7 protein-coding genes, 3 rRNA genes and 2 pseudogenes are annotated in these 14,752 nt (G+C 66.0%); 1 reads left to right on the forward strand and 11 read right to left on the reverse strand.

All coding sequences use genetic code 11. The annotated features are described in order from the left end of the window. Positions 1 to 3: 3 nt before the first annotated feature. The 9 genes and pseudogenes from J1792_RS04840 to J1792_RS04880 all read right to left on the reverse strand — a co-directional run bounded on the left by J1792_RS04840 (position 4) and on the right by J1792_RS04880 (position 9,832). On the reverse strand, positions 4 to 1,050 hold the full coding sequence (locus J1792_RS04840; protein ID WP_086573527.1) for an NAD-dependent epimerase/dehydratase family protein: 1,047 nt from the start codon (positions 1,048 to 1,050) through the stop codon (positions 4 to 6). A gap of 193 nt (positions 1,051 to 1,243) precedes the next feature. After that, positions 1,244 to 1,342 carry a 30S ribosomal protein bS22 gene (locus J1792_RS04845; protein WP_003948845.1) on the reverse strand — a complete coding sequence of 33 codons (99 nt, stop codon included), beginning with the start codon at positions 1,340 to 1,342 and terminating at the stop codon, positions 1,244 to 1,246. A gap of 110 nt (positions 1,343 to 1,452) precedes the next feature. Next, a complete protein-coding gene (locus tag J1792_RS04850) occupies positions 1,453 to 1,662 on the reverse strand; it encodes a helix-turn-helix domain-containing protein (protein ID WP_067299677.1) in 210 nt (69 codons plus the stop codon). 128 nt (positions 1,663 to 1,790) lie between these two features. Beyond that, on the reverse strand, positions 1,791 to 2,630 hold the full coding sequence (locus J1792_RS04855) for a phosphatase (RefSeq protein ID WP_307842901.1): 840 nt from the start codon (positions 2,628 to 2,630) through the stop codon (positions 1,791 to 1,793). A 122-nt stretch (positions 2,631 to 2,752) separates the two neighbouring features. Then, positions 2,753 to 3,902 (reverse strand): annotated as a pseudogene (locus J1792_RS04860) (acetoin utilization protein AcuC). Between the two features lie 69 nt (positions 3,903 to 3,971). Next, on the reverse strand, positions 3,972 to 4,616 hold the full coding sequence (locus J1792_RS04865; protein ID WP_086573532.1) for an HAD family hydrolase: 645 nt from the start codon (positions 4,614 to 4,616) through the stop codon (positions 3,972 to 3,974). Between the two features lie 101 nt (positions 4,617 to 4,717). Continuing rightward, positions 4,718 to 4,834, reverse strand: a 5S ribosomal RNA gene (gene rrf / locus J1792_RS04870). Between the two features lie 75 nt (positions 4,835 to 4,909). Beyond that, positions 4,910 to 8,032 (reverse strand): 23S ribosomal RNA (locus tag J1792_RS04875). 276 nt (positions 8,033 to 8,308) lie between these two features. Beyond that, a 16S ribosomal RNA gene (locus tag J1792_RS04880) occupies positions 8,309 to 9,832 on the reverse strand. The 16S, 23S and 5S rRNA genes sit together here, the layout of an rRNA operon. 773 nt (positions 9,833 to 10,605) lie before the next feature. Between J1792_RS04880 and trpS the strand changes: the two genes are divergently transcribed. After that, on the forward strand, positions 10,606 to 11,625 hold the full coding sequence (trpS, locus tag J1792_RS04885; RefSeq protein WP_086574560.1) for a tryptophan--tRNA ligase: 1,020 nt from the start codon (positions 10,606 to 10,608) through the stop codon (positions 11,623 to 11,625). On the opposite strand, the pseudogene J1792_RS04890 reads toward trpS, so the two are convergent. Next, a pseudogene (locus J1792_RS04890) lies at positions 11,564 to 13,783 on the reverse strand (AfsR/SARP family transcriptional regulator); the annotation flags it as partial. The gene trpS and the pseudogene J1792_RS04890 overlap by 62 nt on opposite strands. Positions 13,784 to 13,848: 65 nt before the next feature. Then, complete coding sequence (gene proC / locus J1792_RS04895) at positions 13,849 to 14,658, reverse strand: pyrroline-5-carboxylate reductase (RefSeq protein ID WP_086574562.1); 810 nt, start codon at positions 14,656 to 14,658, stop codon at positions 13,849 to 13,851. Between the last annotated feature and the right edge of the window lie 94 nt (positions 14,659 to 14,752).

Raw genomic sequence — 14,752 nt, forward strand, 5'->3', positions numbered from 1 at the left:
TCCTCAGTTCTGGCCGCGGCCGGCAGGCATCAGCGCGGCGATCCGGTCGACGGTACGGGCGAGGGTCTCGGGCGGCAGCAGCCCCGGGCCGCGGCTGCGGGCGTAGTCCTCGAATGCCTCCGGGCTGGTGTAGCGGGGACGGAAGCCCAGCGTGTCGCGCATCTGCGTCGTCTCCACGACACGGCCGTGGGTGAGCAGCCGGATCTGCTCGGGCGAGAAGTCCAGGAAACCGGCCGACCGCAGCGCCGAGCCCACCCAGGTGACGGTGGGCAGGAAGAAGGGCAGGGTGGGGCGCCCGAGGCGCCTGGCGGCCTGGGAGAGCAGCAGCACGCCGTCCCCCGCGATGTTGAAGGTGCCGCTGTTGAGGGTGGAGCGGGCGGGCTCGCCGGCGCCGATGCGCAGCACCTCGATCGCGTCGTCCTCGTGCACGAACTGCAGGCGCGGGTCGAAGCCGAGGACCGTGGGCAGGACGGGCAGGGAGAAGTACTCCGCGAGCGGCGAGTCGGCGCACGGCCCGAGGATGTTCGCGAAGCGCAGCACGCACACCGCGACGTCGGGGCGGCGGCGGGCGAAGCCGCGCACATACCCCTCGACCTCGACGACGTCCTTGGCGAAGCCGCCGCTGGGCAGCGATTTGGGAGGCGTGGTCTCCGTGAAGATCGCGGGATCGCGGGGCGCGGAGCCGTACACGTTCGTGCTCGACTTCACCACCAGTCGCTTGACGCTCGGAGTCTTCTGGCAGGCGCCGAGCAGCTGCATGGTGCCGATGACGTTGGTCTCCTTGACCGTGGCCCGGCTGCCGCGCTTGCCCAGGGGGGTGCCGTTGACGTCCATGTGGACGACGGTGTCCACGGCCTGCTCGGCCAGGACCCTGCCGATCGTGGGGTGGCGGATGTCCGCCCGTAGGAATTCGGCCCCGCCGAGATGGTGCTCGGGTGGCACTGCGTCCACCCCGATCACCCGGTCGACGTCGGGCTCGCGCTGGATCCGGCGGACGAAGCGACCGCCCAGTTGCCGTGCGACTCCGGTGACGAGCACGACCTTGCCCAAGATCAGCGCCTTCCTTCCGACCCGAGAGGTGCCTGCCGCGGCCACCGTAGCGGGTCGTTGTTGCACTGTGATGACCGCCGGACAGGTCGGGCGTCATTTCAAGCCGTAGCGAAGGCCTTACTCCCCGCAACGCACCGCAGCCCTCCCGCCGGGAACCGGCGGAAGGGCTGCGGGACGAGCACTAGCGGCGTGCTTACTTCTTGTTGCGACGCTGAACACGCGTGCGCTTGAGCAGCTTGCGGTGCTTCTTCTTGGCCATCCGCTTGCGCCGCTTCTTGATAACAGAGCCCACGACTACCCTCGCTTACATCGATTCACTCGGTGCGGGGCGTCCGAGCCCACACGACCTACATCGGGCCAGCCTACCCGGCACCGGGCGAACAGCGTAATCCGAGGGGATCCTCAGGCTGTTTCCACCCCCACGTAGGACTCTCGGAGGTACTCGTGCACCGCTTGTTCTGGGACCCGGAACGACCTGCCCACCCGGATCGCCGGCAGATGACCGCTGTGCACCAAGCGGTACACGGTCATCTTGGAGACTCGCATCACCGCGGCGACTTCCGCCACGGTCAGGAACACGACCTCGTTGAGAGGCCTTTCGCCAGCAGCCATGACACACCTGAACCTTCCGCACATGACGCGCACCGGCTTCCCCTCCGGTGACTCCTCGTCGCTGCGCGCTCACTCCCCAGATTAGGGGCGGGTGATGCGAGTGGGGAAGAGGAGCAGCCATCGGCCGCCTACTGTGACAGACACGCTCGATTGAGTACATAGCGAGTAAGCGGTCGGTAGTAATCAGACCGCACAGTGTCATCAAGCGGAACGGCTACGGACACCCGGCCCTCGGCCTCTCCGACGAACAGCGCGGGGTCGTCCGAGTCGGCCAGCCCGATGGCCTCAATGCCCAGCTGACCTGCCCCGCAGACCCATCCGTGGTCCCCGACGACCAAGGCCGGCAGGGGCCCGGCACCGTCGGCGGCGGCAGCCAGCACGACCCGAACCGGGAGCGGTGAATGCGTATGCGCGCCCGGCTCACTCCCGGCTTTTCGCGCGCCGGGCTCACGCATCAGCGCGACTCCCCGGACGTAGTCAAGGTTGTACGTGCGTACGCCGAACCGGGTCGTTATGTCGACACTTCTACCCTGCGCGGGGGTGAGGACATCGCACCCGGCCGCCGAGAGGCCTGCCGCCAAGGCGGCGTAGAAGCCCAGGAGTCGGTGCGGGTGCCCGGTGCCGAGGAGCACCGGCGCCCCGGTCGCGGCCACCGTCGCGAGGCGGTCGGCGAAGGCATCGAGTGCCACCATCGTGCGATCCGGGTCGATCACATCATGCCCGGAAGTGTCCTTGGGATCGGCCGAAACTCCACACCTTTGGCTCATCAGGTGCAACAAGTCGGCGAAACACCAGTCGTATTTCGGCTCCAGACCGATCAGCACGCGGGGGTCGCGGGCCGCGAACATCCGGTAACGCGTCAGGCTCCGCTCCCGCGACGTCGCCACGGCACCGGCGAGGCTACTGGAGAGGAGGTGCGAGCGCAGAGCTCGCGGACTGGGGACGGAGCGGGCAACGGGGCTCGGCACGCCGCCGATGCTCGCCCAACGAACCCGCCCGCGCGCCGAATTCACCCCACGGATCCCACGGGTGGGCTAACGGACACGGCCGACGGCGGGGCCGACGGCGGGCATGAGCAGGCCCCTGCGGCCTACGGAAGGAGCCCGTGGGAGGGGAAGACGGCCCGGCGGGTCGCCAGGATCGCCTGATCGAGCCGGTCGGCGGGGTCGTACCCGGACTCCGCGAAGTCCCGCCAGACGGGCTGCCGGCCGTCCGTCATCCGCAACGGCCCCAACTGCCGGGTCCGACGGAACACTTCGCTGCGCCACTCCTCCGGCACGAGGGACTCCGGGTCGACCGGCCGCCCCGCCGCGATGCCCACCAGGTGGGTCCACGACCGCGGCACGACCTCCGCCACCGCGTACCCCCGCCGCCCAGCGCGACCCAGCGGCCCCCGCGTGATCGTGCGCCAGGCGGTGACAGGCCTCCGCCACGAGGCGCTGGGCGTCGACGGAGACGGCGAGGTGCGCCAGCGGGTCCTCGAAGTGGGTGTCGGCGCCGTGCTGGGTCACCAGCACCTCGGGCCGGAAGGCCGCCAGCAGCTCCGGCACGACCGCGTGGAACGCCCGCAGCCACCCGGCGTCCCCCGTCCCCGCCGGGAGCGCGACATTGACGGCCGTGCCCTCCGCCTGGGCACCGCCCGTCTCCTCCGGCCACCCGGTCTGCGGGAACAGCGTGCGCGGATGCTCGTGCAGCGAGATCGTCAGCACCCGGGGGTCGTCCCAGAACACCGCCTGGACGCCGTCCCCGTGATGCACGTCCACATCCACGTACACGACCCGTTGGGCCCCCAGCTCGAGGAGCCGGGCGACGGCGAGGGCGGCGTCGTTGTACACACAGAACCCGGAGGCCCCGCCCGGCATCGCGTGATGCAGCCCGCCGGAGAAGTTCACCGCGTGCAGGGCCTCCCCGCGCCATACCGCCTCGGCCGCGGCGACCGACTGTCCCGCGATCAACGCGGCCGCGTCGTGCATCCCCGCGAACGCCGGATCGTCCACAGTGCCGATCCCGTACGAGCCGTCGGCGGCCCGCGGGTCGGCGGAGGCCGCCCGCACGGCCGCGATGTAGTCCGCCCGGTGCACAAGCCGGAGCGTCGATTCGCCGGCGGCGGCGGCCGAGACCGTACGGACCGCACGGTCCAGCCCGTACGCCTCGACCAAACGCATGGTGAGCGCCAGGCGCACGGGATCCATGGGATGCCCCGGACCGAAGTCGTAGCCCGTTACCGCCTCGTCCCACATCAACTGTGCCTGGCCGCCGCTCATGGGCGACACCGTAATGCGCTCACGGGCCCCACCCAAATGGACGACTCATACGAGAAAATCGGAGAGTTCTGTCATCTCGCCGAAGAAGCCGGCCGCACCGGACAGACGCTCGGCGGGTGTCATCGCCGTGAACGCGTAGACGTCGATGCCCGCCGCGACGGCCGCCTGAACACCCAGCGGACTGTCCTCGACCACGACGCAACGGGCCGGGTCCACCCCCATCGACCGGGCGGCGTGCAGAAACAGGTCCGGCGCCGGCTTGCCCCGGCCGACGTCCTCGGCGCTGAAAATCACCTCGTCCGCGAACCACTCCGTCAGACCCGCCGCACGGTGCCCGGTCCGGATGCGCTCATGGCTGCCGGAGGAGGCGACGCAATAGGGAACGCCGGAGGAGGCCAGCAGTTCGAGGACCTCCGTGACGCCCTTGACGGGCCGGAGCTCACGGGCGAAAGCGGCGAACGTACGCGAGTGCAGCGTGTCGTCGAACTCCGCGGGCAGCCGCCGGCCGGTCCGCTCGAGGATCAGGTCGTGCACCCGGTGGACGGCACCACCCATGTAGTCGCGTATCGACTCCTCATAGGCCGTCGGATGGCCGAGCTCCGTCAGGTACTCCGCGAGCACCCTGTTGGCGAGAGGCTCGCTGTCGACCAGCACGCCGTCGTTGTCGAAGATGACGAGGTCATAGCGCATGGCGCCACCCTAAACGGCTCTATAAACGCAGCCCATCAACATGGCCGGAAACGCAAGAAAGCCCTGGCAGGGGAACCCTGCCAGGGCTTTCTTCAAAAGGAGTTCGGCGGCGTCCTACTCTCCCACAGGGTCCCCCCTGCAGTACCATCGGCGCTGAAAGGCTTAGCTTCCGGGTTCGGAATGTAACCGGGCGTTTCCCTAACGCTATGACCACCGAAACACTATAAAGTTAGAACTCCAGCCAGCAAGGCGAGTTCGTTACTTCAGAACTAACACAGTGGACGCGAGCAACTGAGGACAAGCCCTCGGCCTATTAGTACCAGTCAGCTCCAACCGTTACCGGTCTTCCACACCTGGCCTATCAACCCAGTCGTCTACTGGGAGCCTTACCCCATCAAGTGGGTGGGAGTCCTCATCTCGAAGCAGGCTTCCCGCTTAGATGCTTTCAGCGGTTATCCCTCCCGAACGTAGCCAACCAGCCATGCCCTTGGCAGGACAACTGGCACACCAGAGGTTCGTCCGTCCCGGTCCTCTCGTACTAGGGACAGCCCTTCTCAAGACTCCTGCGCGCGCAGCGGATAGGGACCGAACTGTCTCACGACGTTCTAAACCCAGCTCGCGTACCGCTTTAATGGGCGAACAGCCCAACCCTTGGGACCGACTCCAGCCCCAGGATGCGACGAGCCGACATCGAGGTGCCAAACCATCCCGTCGATATGGACTCTTGGGGAAGATCAGCCTGTTATCCCCGGGGTACCTTTTATCCGTTGAGCGACGGCGCTTCCACAAGCCACCGCCGGATCACTAGTCCCGACTTTCGTCCCTGCTCGACCCGTCGGTCTCACAGTCAAGCTCCCTTGTGCACTTACACTCAACACCTGATTGCCAACCAGGCTGAGGGAACCTTTGGGCGCCTCCGTTACTCTTTAGGAGGCAACCGCCCCAGTTAAACTACCCACCAGACACTGTCCCTGATCCGGATCACGGACCGAGGTTAGACATCCAGCACGACCAGAGTGGTATTTCAACGACGACTCCACCATGGCTGGCGCCATGACTTCACAGTCTCCCACCTATCCTACACAAGCCGAACCGAACACCAATATCAAGCTATAGTAAAGGTCCCGGGGTCTTTCCGTCCTGCTGCGCGAAACGAGCATCTTTACTCGTAGTGCAATTTCACCGGGCCTATGGTTGAGACAGTCGAGAAGTCGTTACGCCATTCGTGCAGGTCGGAACTTACCCGACAAGGAATTTCGCTACCTTAGGATGGTTATAGTTACCACCGCCGTTTACTGGCGCTTAAGTTCTCAGCTTCGCCCTGTCGAAACAGAGCTAACCGGTCCCCTTAACGTTCCAGCACCGGGCAGGCGTCAGTCCGTATACATCGCCTTACGGCTTCGCACGGACCTGTGTTTTTAGTAAACAGTCGCTTCTCGCTGGTCTCTGCGGCCACACCCAGCTCAGAGTGCAAGACTCATCACCGGACATGGCCCCCCTTCTCCCGAAGTTACGGGGGCATTTTGCCGAGTTCCTTAACCATAGTTCACCCGAACGCCTCGGTATTCTCTACCTGACCACCTGAGTCGGTTTAGGGTACGGGCCGCCATGAAACTCGCTAGAGGCTTTTCTCGACAGCATAGGATCATCCACTTCACCACAATCGGCTCGGCATCAGGTCTCAGCCTTAATGTGTGACGGATTTGCCTATCACACGGCCTACACCCTTACCCCGGGACTACCACCGCCCGGGCTGGACTACCTTCCTGCGTCACCCCATCGCTTACCTACTACAAGTCTGGTTCGTCGGCTCCACCACTCCCCTTCACCCGAAGGATCCAGGACGGCTTCACGGACTTAGCATCGCCTGATTCGATATTGGGCGTTTCAAAGCGGGTACCGGAATATCAACCGGTTGTCCATCGACTACGCCTGTCGGCCTCGCCTTAGGTCCCGACTTACCCTGGGCAGATCAGCTTGACCCAGGAACCCTTAGTCAATCGGCGCACACGTTTCTCACGTGTGTATCGCTACTCATGCCTGCATTCTCACTCGTGAACCGTCCACAACTCGCTTCCGCGGCTGCTTCACCCGGCACACGACGCTCCCCTACCCATCCACACACCCGTTGGGGTTATTGTGTGAATGACACGACTTCGGCGGTACGCTTGAGCCCCGCTACATTGTCGGCGCGGAATCACTTGACCAGTGAGCTATTACGCACTCTTTCAAGGGTGGCTGCTTCTAAGCCAACCTCCTGGTTGTCTCTGCGACTCCACATCCTTTCCCACTTAGCGTACGCTTAGGGGCCTTAGTCGATGCTCTGGGCTGTTTCCCTCTCGACCATGGAGCTTATCCCCCACAGTCTCACTGCCGCGCTCTCACTTACCGGCATTCGGAGTTTGGCTAAGGTCAGTAACCCGGTAGGGCCCATCGCCTATCCAGTGCTCTACCTCCGGCAAGAAACACACGACGCTGCACCTAAATGCATTTCGGGGAGAACCAGCTATCACGGAGTTTGATTGGCCTTTCACCCCTAACCACAGGTCATCCCCCAGGTTTTCAACCCTGGTGGGTTCGGTCCTCCACGAAGTCTTACCTCCGCTTCAACCTGCCCATGGCTAGATCACTCCGCTTCGGGTCTTGGGCGCGCTACTCAATCGCCCTATTCGGACTCGCTTTCGCTACGGCTTCCCCACACGGGTTAACCTCGCAACACACCGCAAACTCGCAGGCTCATTCTTCAAAAGGCACGCAGTCACGACGCACCAAGCAAGCTTGATGCGCGACGCTCCCACGGCTTGTAGGCACACGGTTTCAGGTACTATTTCACTCCGCTCCCGCGGTACTTTTCACCATTCCCTCACGGTACTATCCGCTATCGGTCACCAGGGAATATTTAGGCTTAGCGGGTGGTCCCGCCAGATTCACACGGGATTTCTCGGGCCCCGTGCTACTTGGGTGTCTCTTAAACGAGCCGTTGATGTTTCAGCTACGGGGGTCTTACCCTCTACGCCGGACCTTTCGCATGTCCTTCGCCTACACCAACGGTTTCTGACTCGTCTCATGGCCGGCAGACCATGAAAAAGAGATCCCACAACCCCGCATGCGCAACCCCTGCCGGGTATCACACACATACGGTTTGGCCTCATCCAGTTTCGCTCGCCACTACTCCCGGAATCACGGTTGTTTTCTCTTCCTGCGGGTACTGAGATGTTTCACTTCCCCGCGTTCCCTCCACACTGCCTATGTGTTCAGCAGCGGGTGACAGCCCATGACGACTGCCGGGTTTCCCCATTCGGACACCCCCGGATCAAAGCTCGGTTGACAGCTCCCCGGGGCCTATCGCGGCCTCCCACGTCCTTCATCGGTTCCTGGTGCCAAGGCATCCACCGTGCGCCCTTAAAAACTTGGCCACAGATGCTCGCGTCCACTGTGCAGTTCTCAAGCAACGACCAGCCACCCGTCACACTCTGCCGAAGCAAAGCTTTACCGGGGCCGGCATCGCGAAGGTTCAGACCGAAGTCCGTACCCTCAGATACCCAACAGCGTGCCCGGCCCAGTCTTTCAAGATTCACGTTCCACGCCGAAGCAGTACTAGTGATCCCTCAAGAACTGTGCCGAATAGTCAACGTTCCACCCATGAGCAACCGTGCGAGTCATTCGCTCGCAGTCGGCTATGTGCTCCTTAGAAAGGAGGTGATCCAGCCGCACCTTCCGGTACGGCTACCTTGTTACGACTTCGTCCCAATCGCCAGTCCCACCTTCGACGGCTCCCTCCACAAGGGTTGGGCCACCGGCTTCGGGTGTTACCGACTTTCGTGACGTGACGGGCGGTGTGTACAAGGCCCGGGAACGTATTCACCGCAGCAATGCTGATCTGCGATTACTAGCAACTCCAACTTCATGGGGTCGAGTTGCAGACCCCAATCCGAACTGAGACCGGCTTTTTGAGATTCGCTCCACCTCGCGGTATCGCAGCTCATTGTACCGGCCATTGTAGCACGTGTGCAGCCCAAGACATAAGGGGCATGATGACTTGACGTCGTCCCCACCTTCCTCCGAGTTGACCCCGGCAGTCTCCTGTGAGTCCCCATCACCCCGAAGGGCATGCTGGCAACACAGGACAAGGGTTGCGCTCGTTGCGGGACTTAACCCAACATCTCACGACACGAGCTGACGACAGCCATGCACCACCTGTACACCGACCACAAGGGGGCGACCATCTCTGGCCGTTTCCGGTGTATGTCAAGCCTTGGTAAGGTTCTTCGCGTTGCGTCGAATTAAGCCACATGCTCCGCTGCTTGTGCGGGCCCCCGTCAATTCCTTTGAGTTTTAGCCTTGCGGCCGTACTCCCCAGGCGGGGAACTTAATGCGTTAGCTGCGGCACGGACGACGTGGAATGTCGCCCACACCTAGTTCCCAACGTTTACGGCGTGGACTACCAGGGTATCTAATCCTGTTCGCTCCCCACGCTTTCGCTCCTCAGCGTCAGTATCGGCCCAGAGATCCGCCTTCGCCACCGGTGTTCCTCCTGATATCTGCGCATTTCACCGCTACACCAGGAATTCCGATCTCCCCTACCGAACTCTAGCCTGCCCGTATCGAATGCAGACCCGGGGTTAAGCCCCGGGCTTTCACATCCGACGTGACAAGCCGCCTACGAGCTCTTTACGCCCAATAATTCCGGACAACGCTTGCGCCCTACGTATTACCGCGGCTGCTGGCACGTAGTTAGCCGGCGCTTCTTCTGCAGGTACCGTCACTCTCGCTTCTTCCCTGCTGAAAGAGGTTTACAACCCGAAGGCCGTCATCCCTCACGCGGCGTCGCTGCATCAGGCTTTCGCCCATTGTGCAATATTCCCCACTGCTGCCTCCCGTAGGAGTCTGGGCCGTGTCTCAGTCCCAGTGTGGCCGGTCGCCCTCTCAGGCCGGCTACCCGTCGTCGCCTTGGTAGGCCATTACCCCACCAACAAGCTGATAGGCCGCGGGCTCATCCTGCACCGCCGGAGCTTTCCACCTTCAAGCATGCGCTCGAAGGTCGTATCCGGTATTAGACCCCGTTTCCAGGGCTTGTCCCAGAGTGCAGGGCAGATTGCCCACGTGTTACTCACCCGTTCGCCACTAATCCACCCCGAAGGGCTTCATCGTTCGACTTGCATGTGTTAAGCACGCCGCCAGCGTTCGTCCTGAGCCAGGATCAAACTCTCCGTGAATGTTTACCGGTAATCCGGTTCACACTCGCGTTGAGCGGAACAACCAGGCGGAATAGGCCCGGTCGTTCACAGCGTCCTCGCTGTGTGTGCCCACCCGATCCGCAAAGGACCCGGTAGGACTTTTAAAGGAACCTCATCCATCGAGATGGACGGGGTGTCAACATATCTGGCGTTGACTTTTGGCACGCTGTTGAGTTCTCAAGGAACGGACGCTTCCTTTGTACTCACCCTCTCGGGCTTTCCTCCGGGCGCTTCCCTTCGTTGTTTCCAACCTTACCAGATCCGTTTTCCGTTCCTTACCGCTTCACATTCGAAGCAGTCGGTTCGGATTTCGTTTCCGGCCCCCTGTTGGAGCGGGGTTTCTCGCGCCTTCCGGCGTGATCACTACTTTAGCGGATTTTCCCGGCGGCTCCTAATCGGAGTCCCGAGCCATCCCGTTCAGAATTCCGGGCACGCCGAAATTCATCCCGTTCAAGGGCCGTGCAAGTGGTGATCGCCGCCAGTGCGGCTCGAAGTGCCGCCCCGGCTTCCTCAGGGGACGCCGCGGCAACTCGAAGAACTCTACACGCTCGCGTAGGCCGCATCAAACCCGTGGCGCAAGGGGGTTTCGGCGGCGTACCGTCAGCCCATGACCAAGCATGCGCTCGTCCAGCAGTGGTGGGCCGCCTGACGGCGGCCCACCTCTTGCGCATGCACGCGACCGGCCGCCGCCTCGGCGGCCGGTTTGCTGTCTGTGGCGGTGGCGTCCTCATCCACAAGGAGCGCACCGACCCATGACACGCATCTTCAGCGGCATCAAGCCCACGGGCCACCTGACCCTCGGCAACTACCTCGGCGCCGTCCGCCAGTGGGTGGACACGGACCAGCACCGCGCCGAGGCCCTCTTCTGCGTCGTCGACCTGCACGCGCTGACCGTCGAGCACGACCCGGCCCGCGTGCGGAGGCTCAGCCGGCAAGCCGCGACGCTTCTCCTGGCGGCCGGGCTCGATCCGGCGCACTGCACCGTGTTCGTACAGAGTCACGTGGACGAGCACACCCGGCTGGCGTATCTCCTCGAGTGCACCGCCACCGACGGGGAGATGCGCCGGATGATCCAGTACAAGGAGAAGGCGGCACGGGAGCGGGCCACGGGCGGGAGCGTACGGCTGTCGCTGCTGACGTACCCCGTCCTCATGGCGGCGGACATCCTCGCCTATGGGGCGGACGAGGTCCCAGTGGGTGACGACCAGGCTCAGCACGTAGAGCTGACGCGCGACCTGGCCGCCCGCTTCAACCAGCGCTACGGGCACGCCTTCACCGTCCCCAGGGCCGTGCTCCCTACGGTGGCCGCTCGGGTCATGGACCTGCAGGACCCGACCTCCAAGATGGGGAAGTCGCACGCGGAGACGTCCGGCATCGTCTATCTGCTCGACGAGCCGGATGTCGTGCACAAGAAGGTGATGCGGGCGGTGACCGACAGCGGGAGCGAGGTGACGTACGACCGCGAGGGGCAGCCCGGCGTCACCAACCTGCTGGAGATCCTGGCGGCGTGCACGCACCGGAGTCCGGTGGAGCTGGCGGCGTCGTACGCCTCGTACGGCGCGCTGAAACGGGACACGGCCGACGCGGTCGTTGAGCTGCTGCGACCCGTCAGGGAACGGCATGCGCGGCTGTGCGCCGATCCGGGACATGTGGACGAGGTCCTGCGGGCGGGTGCCGAGCAGGCGCGGTCGCTCGCCCGGCCGACGGTCGACGCGGCGTACCGGGCGATCGGCCTGATGCCGCCCCTGCCGTCGGGCGGCTCTTCCCGGTAGGGCCGGTCACCCGTTCACTCGAGGAGGTGACGGACCTCGGCCTGTTCTGCTGACTCCAGGCGTTCGTGGACCGACAGCGCCTCCTGCCAGCAGGCCCGCGCACGCCGGCGTTCCCCTGGCAGGCCTGGGCGGCCGTGGTCAGGAGGCAGCGGGCTTCGGTGAACAGCCAGTCGACGGCCTCGCTCTGCGTCCTGAGAGGAAGGCCGGGGTGGTGTGTGGGGGCCAGATGGTGCACGAGTCGGTCGCCGGGGCGCGCCAGCGCGTACACCCGGGCGGCCGTGGCCAGGTAGAAGTCGAGGAGGCGGGAGGTGGCGGCGTCGGCTTCCCGTTGCGCCTGCTCGTCGCTGTCGATGCGCGTGCGGGCGTAGAGGCGTACGAGGTCGTGCAGGCGGTAGCGACCGGGAGCTGGGGTCTCCAGGAGTGAGGTGTCGACGAGCGCTTTCAGCAATTCGCCGGCGGGGGTGGCGGTCCGCGTGCCGAGGAGGGCCTCGGCCGCGGAGGACGAGAGGTCGGGGGCGTCGGCCACGCTGAGGTGGCGGAAGGCCCGGGCCTGCTCGGGGGTGAGGGCGTAGCCGAGTTCGAAGGTCGCGGTCACGGCGAGGTCGCCGGCGTGCAGTTCGTCGAGGCGGCGGCGTTCGTCGCCGAGCTTGAGCGCGAGTACCGAGACGCTCCAGCTGCGCCGGGAGGCCAGGCGGGCGGCGGCGATGCGGATGGCGAGAGGGAGAAAGCCGCAGGCGGAGAGGACGGCCATCGCGGCGTCGGGTTCGGCGGCGGTCCGCTCGGCTCCGACGATCGCGGTGAACAGCTCGAGTGCCTCGGGCGGGGGCATCACGCCGAGGTCGACGACGTGCGCGCAGGCAAGGTCGATCATGCGGTTGCGGCTGGTGACGAGGGTCGCGCAGCCGGCGTTGCCGGGCAGCAGGGGGTGGACCTGGGACGCGTCGCGGGCGTTGTCGAGGAGGACGAGAACACGGCGGTCGGCGAGGACGGATCGATAGCGGGCGACGCGTTCCGGCAATCCGTCCGGAATCTCGGAATCGTGCAGTCCCAGGGCGCGGAGGAAAGAGCCGAGGACGGCCTCGGGGGCGGCCGGGGACGTACCCGCGCCTTGCAGGTCCGCGTAGAGCTGGCCGTCGGGGAAGTGGCGGCGGCCGGTGTGCGCGGCATGGACGGCGAGAGTCGTCTTGCCGACGCCGCCGATGCCCGCCACGGCCACGACGGCGCCATGGCCGCGTTCGCCGGCCGCGGCGGCGATGTGAGAGCCGAGCTCGTCGACGGCGGCGGCGGCGCGGCCGGTGAAGTCGGAGACGCTCGCCGGGAGTTGCGCGGGCCGGATGAAGGCCGGTCCGGGCGGAGCGCCGCCGGCCGTGGTCGAGGAGACGCCGAGGCCGGCGTCGCCGTCGAGGATGCGCTGCCGCAGCTCGGTGAGTTCCGGGCGGGGGTCGACGCCCAGTTCGTCGGCGAGCAGGCGCCGGGTGTCGGCGTAGACCGCCAGCGCTTCGCTCCGGCGGTCGCTGCGGTACAGCGCGAGCATCAGCAGTTCCCGCAGCAGCTCGCGCAGCGGATACGCGGCCGTCAGGGCGGTCAGCTCCGAGACGGACTCCGCACGCGCGCCCACGTCGAGGTCCAGGGCGAGGCGCGTCTCCAGCAGGCTCAGCCGCCGCTCGGCCAAGCGTGCTCGTTGCGCCTGCGCGTACGGTCCCGGCACCTCGGCCAGGGGTTCGCCGTGCCACAGCGCCAGGGCGTCGTTCATCAGGCCCCGCGCCCGCGCCGGGTTCCCGCTGCCGCGTGCCGTGTCGGCCTCCGCCGCCAGCCGCTCGGCCGCGTCGATGTCGAGCCCGCCGGGGCCGACCTGGAGCGCGTAACCGCTCGACTCGCTCACCAGCGCGTCCGCATCCGGGCCGAGCATCTTCCGCAGCCGCGCGGCGTACGTCCGTAACGCCGCCGGCGCAGCGCGCGGGTGGTCCTCGCCCCACAAGGCGTCGACGAGCTCGGGCGCGGTGGCGGTCCGTCCGCCGCGCAGCAGCAGGGCGGCTCGCAGGGCCCGCTGCTGCGGAGCCCCGGTGTTCAGCGGCTCGTCTCCCCGCCAGGCGCGAACAGGCCCGAGCACAGCGAAACGCAGGCGCCGCCGCCCGGCCCGTTCCGCCTCACCGGTCATGGGACCGGGCCTCCTCCTCGTTCAGAAGCGGTTCGTCAGGACCGGATTCCTCAGGACCGGTTTTCTCAGGCGCCCCCCGAGGCGAGCTCCCGGCTTCGGTCGCGGGCCGCCTCGAGGGCGGCGATCAGGGCGGCTCGTACGCCGTGCTTCTCCAGCTCGCGGATCGCGCTGATCGTCGTACCGGCGGGGGATGTGACGGCCTCGCGGAGCTTCACCGGGTGCTCGCCGCTGTCGCGGAGCATGACGGCGGCGCCGATGGCGGCCTGGACGATGAGGTCGTGGGCCTTGTCGCGCGGGAGGCCGAGGAGGATGCCGGCGTCGGTCATGGCCTCGACAAGGTAGTAGAAGTACGCGGGGCCGGAGCCGGACAGCGCGGTCGCCGCGTCCTGCTGGGTCTCGGGGACGCGGAGCGTCTTGCCCACGGGTTTGAAGATCGCCTCGGTGCGGAGGAGGTGCTCCTCGGTGGCGTGGGAGCCGCCGGAGATGACGGACATGCCCTCGTCGACGAGTACGGGGGTGTTGGGCATGACCCGCACGACAGGCGTGCCGGCCGGGAGCCGCTCCTCGAAGAAGGCGGTGGGCACGCCGGCCGCGGCGCTGATGACCAGCCGGTCGGCGGTCAGGTGCGGGGCCAGTTCACCGAGCAGGGTCGCCATGTCCTGCGGCTTGACGGCCAGGATGAGGGTGTCGGCGGCCTTGGCGGCCTCGGTGTTGGTGACGGCCTCGACGCCGTAGCGGATCCGGAGGACCTCGGCGCGCTCCGGCCGGCGGGCGGTGCACATCAGGTCGTCCGTCGACCAGCCGGCGCGGATCATTCCGCTGAGGAGGGCCTCGCCGATCTTTCCGGTACCGAGGACGGCGACTTTCTGTGCCACGGGGCTCACGGGCTCACCTTCTCGCTGCGCTGGTCGTCCGGCGGGGGGCCGAGTGCGCGCCGGCCGGCATCGACGGGTCGTAGGCCGGTCATCT

Source organism: Streptomyces triculaminicus (genome assembly GCF_017349075.1).
GTDB lineage: Bacteria > Actinomycetota > Actinomycetes > Streptomycetales > Streptomycetaceae > Streptomyces > Streptomyces triculaminicus.

Coding starts and splice junctions, on each gene's coding strand:
- J1792_RS04865 (WP_086573532.1), bottom strand. CDS start 4,616: ATGCGCTATGACCTCGTCATCTTCGACAACGACGGCGTGCTGGTCGAC.
- trpS (WP_086574560.1), top strand. CDS start 10,606: ATGACACGCATCTTCAGCGGCATCAAGCCCACGGGCCACCTGACCCTC.
- J1792_RS04850 (WP_067299677.1), bottom strand. CDS start 1,662: ATGGCTGCTGGCGAAAGGCCTCTCAACGAGGTCGTGTTCCTGACCGTG.